This window comes from Chitinophaga sp. 10T418 (assembly GCF_056394125.1).
The window spans coordinates 125,019-139,010 of sequence record NZ_JBFTHG010000011.1; the positions used below are offsets into that span (position 1 = coordinate 125,019).

12 protein-coding genes are annotated in these 13,992 nt (G+C 46.4%); 8 read left to right on the forward strand and 4 right to left on the reverse strand.

The features are described from left to right. The first annotated feature begins 77 nt into the window (after positions 1-77). Complete coding sequence (locus AC1DCV_RS27160; protein ID WP_477026129.1) at positions 78-1,493, forward strand: cation diffusion facilitator family transporter; 1,416 nt, start codon at positions 78-80, stop codon at positions 1,491-1,493. Beyond that, positions 1,493-4,786, forward strand: coding sequence for a PAS domain S-box protein (locus tag AC1DCV_RS27165; RefSeq protein ID WP_477026130.1), 3,294 nt, complete (start codon positions 1,493-1,495; stop codon positions 4,784-4,786). Before AC1DCV_RS27160 ends, AC1DCV_RS27165 begins: the two co-directional genes overlap by 1 nt. Here the strand turns inward: AC1DCV_RS27165 and AC1DCV_RS27170 are convergent, their stop codons facing one another. The 4 genes from AC1DCV_RS27170 to AC1DCV_RS27185 form a co-directional block, all read right to left on the reverse strand. Next, on the reverse strand, positions 4,787-5,218 hold the full coding sequence (locus tag AC1DCV_RS27170) for a VOC family protein (RefSeq protein ID WP_477026131.1): 432 nt from the start codon (positions 5,216-5,218) through the stop codon (positions 4,787-4,789). A 72-nt stretch (positions 5,219-5,290) separates the two neighbouring features. Further along, positions 5,291-6,010: a helix-turn-helix transcriptional regulator gene (locus tag AC1DCV_RS27175; RefSeq protein WP_477026132.1), complete on the reverse strand. Its 720-nt coding sequence runs from the start codon at positions 6,008-6,010 to the stop codon at positions 5,291-5,293. Between the two features lie 71 nt (positions 6,011-6,081). Next, the gene (locus AC1DCV_RS27180) at positions 6,082-6,978 is read right to left on the reverse strand and encodes a DMT family transporter (protein ID WP_477026133.1); all 897 of its coding nucleotides are present in this window, start codon (positions 6,976-6,978) and stop codon (positions 6,082-6,084) included. Between the two features lie 100 nt (positions 6,979-7,078). Beyond that, complete coding sequence (locus AC1DCV_RS27185) at positions 7,079-8,008, reverse strand: AraC family transcriptional regulator (protein WP_477026134.1); 930 nt, start codon at positions 8,006-8,008, stop codon at positions 7,079-7,081. A 42-nt stretch (positions 8,009-8,050) separates the two neighbouring features. Here AC1DCV_RS27185 and AC1DCV_RS27190 point away from each other — a divergent pair, with 42 nt between their 5' ends. The 6 genes from AC1DCV_RS27190 (at position 8,051) to AC1DCV_RS27215 (ending at position 13,988) form a co-directional block, all read left to right on the forward strand. Further along, entirely contained in the window at positions 8,051-8,707 is a 657-nt protein-coding gene (locus AC1DCV_RS27190; protein ID WP_477026135.1) for an RraA family protein, read from the forward strand. Positions 8,708-8,710: 3 nt separating this feature from the next. Further along, positions 8,711-8,986: a UxaA family hydrolase gene (locus AC1DCV_RS27195; protein WP_477026136.1), complete on the forward strand. Its 276-nt coding sequence runs from the start codon at positions 8,711-8,713 to the stop codon at positions 8,984-8,986. A 41-nt stretch (positions 8,987-9,027) separates the two neighbouring features. After that, on the forward strand, positions 9,028-10,221 hold the full coding sequence (locus AC1DCV_RS27200; protein WP_477026137.1) for a UxaA family hydrolase: 1,194 nt from the start codon (positions 9,028-9,030) through the stop codon (positions 10,219-10,221). A 36-nt stretch (positions 10,222-10,257) separates the two neighbouring features. After that, the gene (locus tag AC1DCV_RS27205) at positions 10,258-11,244 is read left to right on the forward strand and encodes an alpha-L-fucosidase (protein WP_477026138.1); all 987 of its coding nucleotides are present in this window, start codon (positions 10,258-10,260) and stop codon (positions 11,242-11,244) included. A 374-nt stretch (positions 11,245-11,618) separates the two neighbouring features. Next, on the forward strand, positions 11,619-12,845 hold the full coding sequence (locus tag AC1DCV_RS27210) for an NAD(P)/FAD-dependent oxidoreductase (RefSeq protein WP_477026139.1): 1,227 nt from the start codon (positions 11,619-11,621) through the stop codon (positions 12,843-12,845). Positions 12,846-12,890: 45 nt separating this feature from the next. Next, positions 12,891-13,988: an alkaline phosphatase family protein gene (locus tag AC1DCV_RS27215; protein ID WP_477026140.1), complete on the forward strand. Its 1,098-nt coding sequence runs from the start codon at positions 12,891-12,893 to the stop codon at positions 13,986-13,988. Positions 13,989-13,992 lie beyond the last annotated feature (4 nt).

Below are 13,992 nucleotides of genomic sequence, written 5' to 3' on the forward strand. Positions count from 1 at the left end.
AAGAAGATAATCCGCCTGGCGTATCTGTTTGGTATGCCAGGCTATTGATACAAACATTCGTTTTTTTAATCAGCACTATGGCAAATATAGTAGTACCGGAAGCAGGTAACGTACAAAGCAAAAGTAAGATTACTACTATCTCAATTATTGCCAGCGGAGGTCTCGCGGTGGTTAAATTTATAGTCGGCATATTAACGGGCAGTCTTGGCCTGATCGCAGAAGGTATACACTCTCTGTTGGATCTTTTATCTACGTTGGTCACCTTTTTGGCCGTACGTGTCGCGGCTCTTCCTCCGGATGCCAACCATCCCTACGGACATGAGAGGGCTGAGTCATTGGGCGCATTGGCAGGGATGACATTATTAGGCGCTACCGCGCTGATTATCGGCTATCATGCGGTGGTGAAAATTTTTTGGGAGCCCGGTGCGCCGGAAGTAAGTATCTGGTCATTCGTCATTATCATCATCAGTATTGTGGTGGATTTTATGCGGGTTAGAACGTTGAAAAAAGCTGCCCGTCACTATCAAAGCCAGGCGCTCGCATCTGATGCCGAGCATTTTGGAAATGATATGCTGGGATCGGTATCAGTACTGGTAGGCTTATTATTCATCTTTTTGGCTAAATACCTGCCACTGCCCGTGTGGCTGGTGGAACGTGCCGATGCATTTGCGGCACTGGGTGTAGTGGCTATTGCGTTTAAATCGGTGTGGAGCATCGGTTCGGAAGCCATCCGTTCACTGATGGATGATGTGCCGGAAGACCTGATGCCCCGGTTACAGGAGCTGGTAGAAAAAATACCCGGCGTGGTGCCCGGTGCAGTAACCATCAGGACCCGCTTTGTGGGTAACAAACCATACGTGGAAGCGGTGGTAGGTACATTGAGAAGTCTGACTTTTGAAAAAGCGCATGAGCTCACAGAAACCATTGAACATGCCATCAAAGAAGAGCTAAACGGTACCGCAGTAGTGATTGTACATGCGGAACCTATTCATACCAACGATGAGCCATACAGTATTACTGTAAGGTCGGTAGCTGCACGGCTGGACCTCCGTATCCATAACCTGAATCTTTACCAGGTGGGTGATGAAATGAGGATAGAGCTGGACCTCGAAGTAGCAGATGACCTCACCTTACAGGAAGCACATACCAAATCGGAGTTGCTGGAAACAGCACTGATACAGGAGTTTCTATTACCGGTAAAAGTAACGGTGCATATTGAACCAAGAAACGAAATGCCAAGAGAGGCTATCCGTCAGGCGGACGCCTTTGAGAAAGTAAGACAGGCATTAGCTAATTTAGATACCTGGCCTCACGTGAAAATAGATGAGGTGTTACTAACGAATGAAGGATTAGTGGTAACACTGATCATCTTCTTACCGGGTCATACTTCACTGGCCCATACCCATACTATCATGTATGATCTGGAACGGGCATTAAAACTGGAAATAACAGATATTATCCGCGTACATATTGATCCGGAACCTATTGTGTAATGCCCCGCCGAGATGCGGCAGATAAAGCTTTTACGGTAGCGCCGGTTTATAAATCAGCGTTTTTATTTACATTTAACTGGAATATGGATACTGTAAATAAATCGGGATTGCAATTTCTGGCAGGTGGAGGAGAAATGGGCGCTTTAACCCGAACCTACCCCTGGGAAAATACCTGTCTTGGTCATCCGGAGACATGGCCACAAAGTTTACGTACCACACTTAGTATTATATTAAATTCGCGTTTCCCCATGTTCTTATGGTGGGGAACTGAACTCACCTGTTTTTATAATGACGCGTACCGGCCCAGTTTGGGAAATAATGGCAAACATCCCGGAGCGCTGGGGCAACCGGCTCAGGAGATATGGGCAGAGATATGGGAGGTGATAGAACCGCAGATTCAGCAGGTGTTGTCTGGCGGTGGTTCTACCTGGAATGAAGACCGGCTCATTCCAATTTACAGGAACGGGCAGCTGGAAGATGTTTACTGGACGTACAGTTACAGCCCGGTCTGCGATGAATACGGAGAGATCGCCGGCGTGCTGGTGATCTGTAATGAAACCACCGAAAAGGTAAATCAGCTGATCACTCTTGAAGAAACAAAAAACCAGTTACAGTTTGCCATGGATGCGGCAGGACTGGGTGCCTGGGACCTGGACCCTGTCACCAATAAATTTCGTGGTAACAGCCGCCTGAAGGAATGGTTTGGACTACCGGACCATGCAGAAATTCCGCTGGAACTGGCCATGTCGGTGATAGCGGAGGCAGACCGGCCCAACGTTACAGCTGCCATACAACATGCTTTGGATCCCGCTTCCGGCGGAGATTACGATATCACCTATCATATCATACATCCGCAGACGCAAAAGCCCAGAATCGTGCGGGCTATGGGGAAAGCTTTTTTTCATGACAACGGAGAAGTGTTTCGTTTTAATGGCACGCTACAGGATATTACCAAAGAAGTGATTGCACAGCAGGCATTGAAGGAAAGTGAAAGCAATTTCCGTACGCTGGTACTAAATGCGCCAGTGGCCATGTGCGTCTTTAAAGGCCCCACCTTCATCGTGGAAATTGCGAACAGGCACATGATGGAACTCTGGGGTAAAACGCCGGAAGAAGTACTGGGAAAATCCATATTTGACGGATTGCCGGAAATTCGTAACCAGGGACTGGAAGGGCTGCTGCAAAATGTATTTGAGAGCGGAGAACATTATATCGCTACCGAACGGGTTGTGTATTTACCGCGGGATGGCGGCTTACAACGGTTCTATCTCAACTTCGTATGGGAACCGCTGCGTGGTGCAGATGGCAGTGTCACTGGCATTATTGCTGTGGCGCATGATGTGAGTAATCTGACCGAACCACGCCTTAAAATAGAAGATGCAGAAGAACGCTCCCGCCTGGCGATGGAGGTATCTGAGCTGGGTAGCTATGATGTGAACCTGAAAACCAATACCATTATTGGTTCTCCGCGGATGAATGAAATATTTGGCGTGGTGGAAGATCCCACACACAATGATTACATTTATTCGGTGTATTGGGAAGATCTGCCCATCAGGATGGCCGCCTATGAAGCGGCTATGAAATCCGGTGAGTTGTTGTACGAAGTGAGGGTGATCCATCAGGATAAACGTATTCACTGGGTACGGGTAAAAGGCAGGGTATATTTCGAAGATGGGAAACCGGTACGCCTGCTCGGTGCTGCACTCGATATCACGGATCAGAAGCAACGTGTAGATGCCCTGGAAGAAAGTAACAAACGCTTTAAACTGCTGGCAGATGCCATGCCACAACTGGTATGGATAGCCGATACGGAGGGGAAGGTGTTTTATTACAATTCAAGATTGAAGGAATACAAACTGATCTCTGCTACGGAAAATGGCTATCAATGGGAAATGTTGCTACATCCGGACGACCAGGAAGCAACCGCCGTTGCCTGGCGTAAGGCGGTAGAAGGAGTTGCTCCGTATTCTATGGAGCATCGGGTACTGATGAAGAACGGAGACTACCGCTGGCACCTCAGCAGGGCGATTGCAGAAAGAAATATTAACGGAGACGTGGTGCAGTGGTTTGGCACCGCCACAGATATCCACGCCATGAAACAGGCACAGGAAACCATCCGGGAAAGTGAAGTCCTGTTTCGTCAGCTGACAGAAGAAGCACCTATGTTCGTGTGGATCACTAACACGGACGCCTATATGCAATATGCCAATAAGGAATTGCTGAAATATGTAGGTGCCGATATTCAACAACTGCGCTTATCAAATATCTGGAACGAAGTGACGCATCCGGACGACATCCCTACTGTGGCTGCGATTTATGAGCAACAGAAAAAGCATCCCGAACCGTTCAGTGTGGAATGCAGAATCCGCGAAGGGGCTACCGGGAAATACAATTGGTTTTTGTTCAAGGGCGTGCCCAAAATAGAAAAGCAGGTATTCCTGGGCTTTATTGGTACCGCCGTAAACATCCAGGGATTCCGCGATGCAGAAAAAACCATGATGGAGTTTTCGCAGCAGCTGGAACGACAGGTGGCAGCGCGTACACATGAGCTGGCAACGGCCAATCATCAGCTGCGTCAGACTAACCAGGAACTGGAACAATTTGCTTATATCGCCTCACATGATTTGCAGGAGCCGTTACGTAAAGTGCGCACTTTCGCAGGCATGATTTCCGATCCTGATCAACATTCAAAAAGATTGATCGATAAGATAGAAGTGTCTGCGGCACGCATGGCGCGGCTGATTCACGATGTGCTGAATTTCTCCAAACTCTCCGCTTCCAGGGAACTTTTCGAAGCGGTAGACCTGGAAAAAGTATTTGATAATATCCGCACTGATTTTGAATTGCTGATAGAAGAAAAAGCTGCTATGATTACCCATGATCCACTGCCGGTCATAGAAGGGATTTCAGTGCAGCTGAATCAGTTGTTTTCCAACCTGGTGAGTAACTCACTGAAGTTTAGCAGGGCAGGAGTGCCGCCGCATATTACTGTCAACGCCACGCAGGCAAACGAAACGGAAATTTCCGCATACCCCGAACTGGTGGCCGGGAAACGATACTGCCTGATTACTTTTAAAGACAACGGTATCGGATTCAGACAGGAGCATGCGGAAAAAATCTTTAAAATATTTCAGCGTCTGCATAGCAAGGATGATTACTCGGGTACCGGTATTGGTCTGGCACTGTGTAAGAAAATTGTGATGAATCATCATGGCAGTATTGATGCCATTGCGGTGCTGGATGAAGGCGCGGCCTTTAAAGTAATACTTCCCTATGAGCAAACGGTGGAGTAGCTATTTCTCCGCTTGCGCTTTAGTACGTGCGGCCAGGATATCCAGGTAGTGTGGGTTAAACATCACACCCAGTATATTGCCAAATGGATCCACTACAGAGGCGGTTACAAAATCATGGCCGCGTTCAGTAATACCTTCCAGTTCGGTGGCGCCCATAGACAACAGTTTAGCCAGGGTACCAGCTACATCTTCCACATGCCAGTATACAATGGCACCGCCAGGACCACCGAGGGTAGCTCCTTTAGGCGCATAGCTGCTGTCAATCAGGCCCAGCTCATGTTCATAATCACCGATACGGAATTCTGCATATCCGGGCACTTCAAAATAAGGAGCGATGCCCAGCAATTCGCTGTACCACTTTTTTGCTGCTTCGTGATCAGCAGCGAAAAGACTAATTGTTGCAATGCCGTGTAAAGTGTGTGGATGTGCCATGTTGCTGTTTTGTTTTAAGGTTAATATTTATTTGTTGATACAAAAGTATTCCGACCTCGTGACAACCCTATGTCAGGGGTGTGAAACTTTTTTTTGAGAAAGGGCAAAATACTCCATCAGGGTTAATTTATGCGGCTCGAAGTGCTCCGCGTGGGTATGTACCTGCAACATCCTGTCTAAACGGAAATTCCGGTAATCTTTTCGCAAACGACACCAGGCTACCAGCAACCAGTTGCCCTGGGTACTTAGTAACGCGAAGGGCTCTACCATTCTTTTCGTTACCTGTTGCGTGTCTCCGGAAAGATATTCTATGGTGATGAGATTAAAATTGGTGAGGGCTAACTGTAATATAGATAAGTTATTGCTGGTTCTGATGTCATCAGAATTCTGGCTGAACAACACCCGGTTGGACAGTAGGTCTGCTTTGTCTTTGGTGCTGTGTCGCAATACAGATCTTATCTTGTTGATAGCATTCCTGTATTCTTTTACCAGGGAGGCGTCTTTATTAGTCAGTACCAGTTGTTCGGCGGTGATCAGTGCGTTGGCTTCGCTTTCGGAAAACATCACTGGTGGCAGGTGGTAGCCTTCCATGATCGTGTATCCTTTTCCTTCTTCCGTTAAAACAGGCACGCCTGATTTCTCCAGTGCTTTGATATCTCTGTAAATGGTACGTACGCTGACACCAAACTTTGCAGCCAGTTCTGTGGACGTAATCAGCCGCTTGGTTTGCAGCTGGGTCAGGATGGCCGTTAAACGGGAAAGTCGTTTGGTATCATTATCAATATCGTTCATGATGCTACAGCATATTATAGGTGGCCGCTGCATAAATTTAAACAAAAAAGATACGGGTTGGCACCGTGGTGTCATTGTTTATTGCTGACCCGTTTAGAGCTGAGCCAGATGCCCGCCAGTACCAGCACACCACCAGCTATTTGCCAGCCGGTAAATGTGTCCTTCAAAAATATCATGGCAATCACCGCGCCGATCACCGGATTTAAATTCAGGAAGTTGCCTACCTGCGCAGCAGGTAAACTTTCCAGTGCCCGGTTATACAGGAAGTAAGCCAGCGCAGAGGCAAATATCGCCAGATACGCCATGCCCGCCCAGGCCCTGCCGGATATCTCCGGCATGCCATGGTAATATATATCCACCGCAGCCACCGGCAATAGTAAAGCAGTGCCGATGAACGTACTCACGGAGGTGGCCAATAAAGTATCTGTCTCCTTAATACTCCTGGATAAAAGCGTATATCCGCTCCAGCAACAAACTGCCAGCAACATCAGTGCACTGCCCAGCAACGCATGGGGAGCGCCTTTCGGCGCGCCCACAAAGCCCACCAGTATTACCCCGGTTACACAGAGTATAATACCGGCAATACTTTTCGGTGCGAGATGCTCTTTTAAAATAATGGCAGCCGGTATGGCAATGGCTACCGGGATCAAACCCTCTACCAGCGCCCCCATAGAAGCAGGAATATATACCATGGCAGAATTAAAGAAACCGTAGTAGATGGTAATGCCCGCCAGCCCCATTAAGACCAGCTTTTTATAAGGCAGCCGCTGTTTTACTTTTCTCCGCTGACGAAGATAAAATGGTAATAACACCGCACAGGCCATCAGGTGACGTAGCGTTGCAAATACAAAAGGACGTACCTCCATCACCACCGTTTTGGTGATGGAAAAAGAACTGCCCCATATGAGCATCACCACAACAATACTGATTAAACCCTTTGTGCGATCTGTTAGAACGATTTTTCCCATAGCATTATTCGTGTGTACAAGATACCCGTTTTTCCGAACTTCTTACCCTTACGCCAATAGCAGGCTTTGGCCGAATTCCTTACAGTTAGACCATCCTGCATTATCCTTTTTGTACAGACCGGTACTGTTCCGGTGACAGGTGCATGATTTTTTTGAACAGTTTTGAAAAGTGAAAAGGATCCTCGTACCCGCATTGCTGTGCGATAGCATAAATTTTCAGATTGGTTAATTCCAGCAATTGACAACTCTGCTGAATTTTTAGCTGAATAAAATATGCCATCGGAGAATACCCCGTAGCGGTTTTGAAAATATTGGAAAACCGGGAAGGAGAATATTTAAACTGTACAGCCAGTTCCTCCAGGGATAACTGTTGTGTAATGTGATTTCTCATGAAAAGAATCACGTCATCCACCATGTTATTGGTGGTTTTTTTATTATCCTGTACCCTGTAAATAAGCTCTCCCAGCAGGTGTTGAAATACCATATTCGCATAAGAGAGCAAGTGTTGACTATATCCATTTTCCAGTGCGCCGTAAATCTTGGTGAATAAGTCTTCTATACCCGGCAGGTCTTTCAGGTACATGGGCTTATAACATTTTTTAACAGCATTTTGCGCATTGAAAGCAAGACTGTTTTTACCGGTAAATCTTATCCAGTATATACTCCACGGTTCGTCCACATCAGCGGCATATTGATGTCGTTGTCCTGGTGGCAACAGAAAAAACTGACCGGGTTGTACCTGATAATGACCATCTTGTGTTTCATAACTTCCTTTTCCTTTGGCGCAGATAATGATGATACTTTCCGGGCAACCTTTAGGGCGTAATGTATAATGTGATTGTGCCGTTGGGTAAAATCCAAGGTCAGTAATATAAAGCTGATTGAGTAGTTGATTGTTGGAAATTCTTGACCGGCGCACTTCTGCGGGTACCCGTATGAGCTTTCTGCCCAGTCCCTGCCAGTAATTAACGGTATTCATGATGTTTAACAATATAGTAAGATAATACATGAAAGTAACTATCTTTTGCATGGTAGCCACTGAAGGAGAAGCCTATTTTTACAAAAAAATATAATGCTTGTTGTGGACAACTATGCACAAAGACTGGAACAATGTTATACCGGAGCTGTTTATGACGTACTGCGTAACATGGGATGGCCGGATCAGCTACTCCCCGGTGGCATCCGTCCTATGAACCTGCAGCACCGCATTGCCGGACGTGTTTTTACCATCGCGGGCAGAGCAGATCCGGACCTTGATCACCACACTTCCCTGTTAAAATGGTGCGAAATGTTATCGCAATCTCCGGCAGGACATGTACTGGTGTGTCAGCCGAATGACAGTACCATGGCTCATATGGGGGAATTGTCCGCCGAAACACTGTTGCGAAAGGGAGTACGGGGATATATTGTAGATGGTGGGTGTCGGGACAGCGCTTTTATTGAAAGTATTGGGTTCCCGGTATATTGCCGTTATTTTACACCCAGAGACGTGGCAGCCGCCTGGTGCACCACAGAATTGGGAGGACCCATTATGATGGGCAATGTGACGGTGCAAACCGGTGATTATATACTGGCAGACAGAGATGGCATTATTCTTATTCCTCAGCAAATAGTAATGCCCGTTATCATGGAAACAGAAACGATGATGCAAACGGAGAACCTGGTAAGAAAAGCCATCCTCTCCGGAACAGATCCTGTAGATGCATATTTGCAATTTAGAAAATTTTGAGTGATGCAAAAACTGATTAAAATTCATCCGGCAGATAATGTAATGATTGTGACAGCCAGTATCTGTGCGGGCGAAGTCGTATCATTTAATGGCGAGGAAATTTTTTTTAGCCAGCACATTGCGATCGGACATAAAATAGCAGCACGGGCTATTGCAGCCATGGAAAAAATCATTAAGTATGGTGTGCCGATAGGTACCGCTACCGCAGCGATAGCAAAGGGAGAACATGTACATCTTCATAACCTGAAAAGTGATTACCTCCCTACTTATACTTTATAACAAACAGTGTACACAATCATTCATATTAAAAAAATACAGCTATGCAATGGCAGGGGTATTTGAGAGAAGATGGCAGAAAGGGAATACGCAATCATATCCTGGTAGTGTACCTGGTAGAATGTGCACACCATGTGGCACGGGAAATTACCCTGCGGCTGAAAGAAAAGCCAGTGCAGCTCATCGGCTTTGCAGGCTGTTATCCGAATGCCTATGCCGATCGTATCATGAACGCCCTGTGTACACATCCCAATGTAGGAGGCGTTTTGCTGGTGTCACTGGGATGCGAAAGTTTTAATCGTACTAAGCTGGAAGAAAATATAGCCGCATCCGGCAGACCTGTTTCCCTGATGATTATCCAGGAAGAAGGTGGTACAAGACGGACCATCGAAAACGGTGTGGCGTGGGTCAATACCGCCCTGGAATTGATCGCGCAGGTTCCCCGCACACCTATGTCTGTGCAGGAGCTGATGGTAGGTACCGTATGTGGTGGTAGCGATGCCACCAGTGGTATTACCGCTAACCCCGCAGTAGGCAGGGCATTCGACCTGTTACTGGCGCAGCAGGGAACAGCCATATTTGAGGAAACAGGAGAGATGCTAGGACTTGAAGATATCATGAGCAGCCGGGCTGCTACACCAGCATTAGCAAAGGAATTACGGGTAGCCGTGGAAAAGGCAGCACGCTATTATTCGTTAATGGGCCATGGCAGCTTTGCTCCTGGTAATGCAGATGGAGGATTGACGACCATTGAGGAAAAATCGATGGGGGCCTATTGTAAAAGCGGTGATGCACTAATCAGTGGCTTGATTAAACCCGGTGACAGACCTTCGAAGCCCGGCCTGTACCTGATGGATGTGGTGCCTGACGGTGAACCGAAATTTGGTTTTCCCAATATCAACGATACCGTAGAAATAGTGGAGATGATTGCCTCCGGATGCCATATGATCCTGTTTACAACAGGACGGGGATCTGTAGTAGGATCTGCGATTGCTCCTGTCATAAAAATATGCGCCAATCCTGAAACCTATCAACGGATGACTGAAGACATGGATATTAACGCCGGCGCTATTCTGTTAGGCGAAGCCTCCATAGATACGGTGGGCGCTGAAATATTTGATCGTATCAGGCAGGTAGCTGCCGGTACACCTACCTGTTCCGAATGGTTAGGTCACCAGGAATTTATGCTAACCTACAAAACCTTTACGCCACTGGGACCTGCATGTTTGCCAGTATAAAGCAGAAACAGACGTTTACCAATAAAATAAAAGCAGATGTTGAGAAATTTCTTTCAGCGTATTTTATGCGCATTCCTATTACTGACGATGCTAAACAGCAACGCACAGCAACGTCCGGCCAAACCGGCTAACCTTCACTTTGGCATGTTTATCTGCTGGTCACTCAGTACTTTTTCCGATGAGGAATGGACACGCGGAATTGACAATGTGGCATTTTTTCATCCTACCAGTGCGGATACGGACCAATGGTGCCAGGTAGCCAGGGATGCCGGGATGGACTATATCTTATTTCTTACCAAACACCATGACGGATTTTGTTTGTGGGATACTAAAACGACGGACTGGAAGGTAACAAAAAGTCCGCTGAAACAAGATGTGCTGGCTGCTTTGAAGCAATCCTGTAAAAAGTATAACCTTAAACTGGCCCTTTATTTTTCTGAAGCTGACTGGACCTGGATTCCAAAGGATATCAAACCAACTGATTTTGTATCCCCGGAGAAATACTGGGATATGGGCAAAAATAGTGAAATGAAAAAAGCACAGTTAAAGGAACTATGCACAGAATATGGCCCCATTGCTTATTTCTGGTTAGACCATGCACAGTCGGACGGGGGATTGAGTCACGAGGCCACTGCTGCATGGATAAAGAAGTTCCAGCCCAATTGCCTGGTAGGATTTAATAATGGGGAAGTAGCCGGAGATATCAGGTTAGGCGAAATGGGAAAGCCTGGACCATTAGATAATCCTGCAGGTGGAGGACCTAATAACAAAGTGGTGCATAAAGGATTTAAAAAAGCAGAATTTACTTACCCTATTTTTGGAAAAGCACAGCGATGGTTTTATACTAACCCGGACAATGATAGTATTTGTCTCACCGCAGATAAGATCTATGAAGATTATAAAGGGGCATTGCAATATGGCAACTATTTCGCGCTGGATGTAGGACCCGACAGAAATGGAAGATTACGGGCAATTGATGTAACCACATTAAGAAAAGTAGGCGCGATGATCAGAAATAAATAGTTTAGTAGATGTTAACTTGTTTTTTAGCATCATAATCATGAAAAGATGAACATTGTTTTATTTAAATAACCTGCATCTATAATATGAGGTGATGTGTACGGCAGCATAGCTATTCCGGGTGTCTTTTGCCCTCTGCTGTTATCTTCTCCTGAATTTTTTTAAAAAGTTTAGTATAAATAAACAAAATCTGAATTTTTTATTTTAATATTACTCAGCAGAAGTACAGTGAACAATGAATTTATCTGTCGACATTCATATACGTTTTGAAAAATTATTTATGAGTCAGCAGCAGTAGTGTTTTATAAAAAAAACGCTGCTGCTGCTGACGCTTTGCCTGTAATATATACTAATCTTCCAACCGTAAAAGTATTAAGATGAAAGCTGAAAAGGCAGATGTAGTGGTAATAGGCGGCGGCATATTTGGTTGCGCCATCGCTTATTATTACACCCGTAATAATCCCGGGAAAAAAATCATAGTGCTGGAACGTAACGAATTGTGTAATGCCGCTACCAGTCGTGCTGCTGCCTTAATGACAAGGATCCGCCCCCGGAAAGCATTTATACCACTGTCCCTGGAAACGTACGATGCAGTAGCCGCTATGGAAAAGCAGCTACAGGAAAGTATGGATGTAAAAACGGTGGGTGTGCTGCATGTTGCGGCGGAAGAGAGCAGTGTAAATGACCTGGCTGCCTTGATGGCTGTTGCAACTGAATTTAATGAGCCTGCCATGTATATTTCGCAGGAAGACGCGCGGAAGCGGGCGCCATGGGTGAACACTGCCGAGGCGGCAAAGATTGGGTATATCCCCGGAGAAGCTTATTGCGATCCTTACCTGTTGGGTACTTTTTATGCCCGCTGTGCAAAAATACAGGGCGCCATATTCAGGCAGGGCATAACGGTAGATACGTTGTTGATGGAAGGAAAGGTAGCTGCAGGTGTGCGCACCAATGAAGGCATCATCACGGCAGATATGGTGGTGGTGGCTGCAGGTGCCTGGGCGCCGGTGTTTGCTGCGCAGGCAGGCATAGGTTTGCCAATGGCGCCGGTGAGAAGTCAGTACTGGATTACAGAAAAGAAACCGATTTTTCCGCCAGGATCACCCATTGTGTTGCTGCCCGATGCACAGGCGTATGCACGGCCGGAAGGAGAGTCCCTGTTGTTTGGTATCAGGGAGAAGAAATCATTTAGTGTTTCACCGGAAGAAATACCTGCCGACATTCACGGTTTCCCTTTCAGCCCGGACAAAGGAATGCACGACCTGATGGAAGTGATAGAAAGACTGGCCAGGTTTTTCCCCGGCATTTATGAAACAGGACTCCAACATTATGTAGCAGGGTTTTCCGGGTATACGCCGGATAATAACCTGAGCATGGGGAAACCAGAAAATGTGGATAATCTATTACTGGCCACCGGATGCGTAGGCGCCGGCATCGCCGTTTCCGGCGGCGTAGGACGGGCATTTGCTGAAATGGCTGCAGGGCATCCCAATCCATATGATTTCAGCAGCTTTGATATAAACCGTTTTGGTGCCGTAGATCCTTTTAGTCCGGAGTGGCTGGAAAGATGCGCTATGGCAAGATCGCTGAAGAAAAGCGGTTGAGATAAAGACAGATCCTGATAGATATATTTATTTAAATACTGAACAATGAAAATGAAATCATTACTATCCCTGTTAGCGCTGCTGATCGGGATCACAACTGTGGCCCAGCAAAAGACCCGTACTAAAAACATCATTTATATTTCGGTAGATGGTTACCGCTGGAAAGAACTTTTCAGAGGCGCCGAGCAGGCACTGCTTACCAATAAAAAATATAATTCCGCGAGCGCTGCAGATAATCTCAAACGTTACTGGGTAGAAGACGTCAAAGAAAGAAGAAGAATGCTGATGCCTTTTGTATGGAACTATATGGAGCAGCATGGCCAGTTATACGGCAACCGGGATCTTGGCAACAATGTGAACGTACGTAACAAAGCATGGATTTCTTACCCGGGCCGGTCTGAAAGCATTACCGGGTACGCAGATCCGGCGATTACCACCAATGACCATCCTGATAATCCCAATGAAAATGTGTTGGAGTTTATTAACAAACAAAAAGGATTCAATGGCAAGGTAGTCACTTTCGCTTCCTGGGATGCAGTGGGCAGGATTGTGAATAGAAACAGGAATGGTATGCTGGTGAATATTCCCTTTGATAATCTGCAGGGAAGTAACCTGTCTGAGGCCGAGCAACTGGCCACTGAAACACAACACTATGCCCCTAAAATATGGGGAGACGGAGAGCGCCTGGATGCCAATACCTACGCGTTAGCACAAGCATATATTTTAGCACATCACCCCAGAGTAGTATACCTGGATCTGGCAGATACGGATGAATATGGACACGAAGGAAAGTACGACGCTTACCTGGAAGCTATTCACAACATTGATGCGATGATCGGACATCTCTGGGAGCGGTTACAACAGGATGGCTTCTACAAAAATAATACGACTTTCATTATCGTACCGGATCATGGCCGTGGAGACGACCATCAATGGACCAGCCATGGCTCCTCTATTCCACATGCAAATGATACCTGGTTGCTGGTGATGGGACCGGATACACCAGTACTCGGCGAAGTAAAAGCAGCACAACAAATTTACCAGGATCAGTTTGCGAAAACATTGGCGGACTTGCTGGGCTTTAATTTTACCAGTCAGCAACACCCGGTAGGAGAAGTAATACCAGGTGTCATCGGGCGTTAAAAGC

Excerpts from the sequence above, each read along its gene's own strand:
- AC1DCV_RS27160 (WP_477026129.1), top strand. The coding sequence starts at position 78 with ATGGCAAATATAGTAGTACCGGAAGCAGGTAACGTACAAAGCAAAAGT.
- AC1DCV_RS27165 (WP_477026130.1), top strand. The coding sequence starts at position 1,493 with ATGCCCCGCCGAGATGCGGCAGATAAAGCTTTTACGGTAGCGCCGGTT.
- AC1DCV_RS27170 (WP_477026131.1), bottom strand. The coding sequence starts at position 5,218 with ATGGCACATCCACACACTTTACACGGCATTGCAACAATTAGTCTTTTC.
- AC1DCV_RS27175 (WP_477026132.1), bottom strand. The coding sequence starts at position 6,010 with ATGAACGATATTGATAATGATACCAAACGACTTTCCCGTTTAACGGCC.
- AC1DCV_RS27180 (WP_477026133.1), bottom strand. The coding sequence starts at position 6,978 with ATGGGAAAAATCGTTCTAACAGATCGCACAAAGGGTTTAATCAGTATT.
- AC1DCV_RS27185 (WP_477026134.1), bottom strand. The coding sequence starts at position 8,008 with ATGCAAAAGATAGTTACTTTCATGTATTATCTTACTATATTGTTAAAC.
- AC1DCV_RS27190 (WP_477026135.1), top strand. The coding sequence starts at position 8,051 with ATGCTTGTTGTGGACAACTATGCACAAAGACTGGAACAATGTTATACC.
- AC1DCV_RS27195 (WP_477026136.1), top strand. The coding sequence starts at position 8,711 with ATGCAAAAACTGATTAAAATTCATCCGGCAGATAATGTAATGATTGTG.
- AC1DCV_RS27200 (WP_477026137.1), top strand. The coding sequence starts at position 9,028 with ATGCAATGGCAGGGGTATTTGAGAGAAGATGGCAGAAAGGGAATACGC.
- AC1DCV_RS27205 (WP_477026138.1), top strand. The coding sequence starts at position 10,258 with ATGTTGAGAAATTTCTTTCAGCGTATTTTATGCGCATTCCTATTACTG.
- AC1DCV_RS27210 (WP_477026139.1), top strand. The coding sequence starts at position 11,619 with ATGAAAGCTGAAAAGGCAGATGTAGTGGTAATAGGCGGCGGCATATTT.
- AC1DCV_RS27215 (WP_477026140.1), top strand. The coding sequence starts at position 12,891 with ATGAAAATGAAATCATTACTATCCCTGTTAGCGCTGCTGATCGGGATC.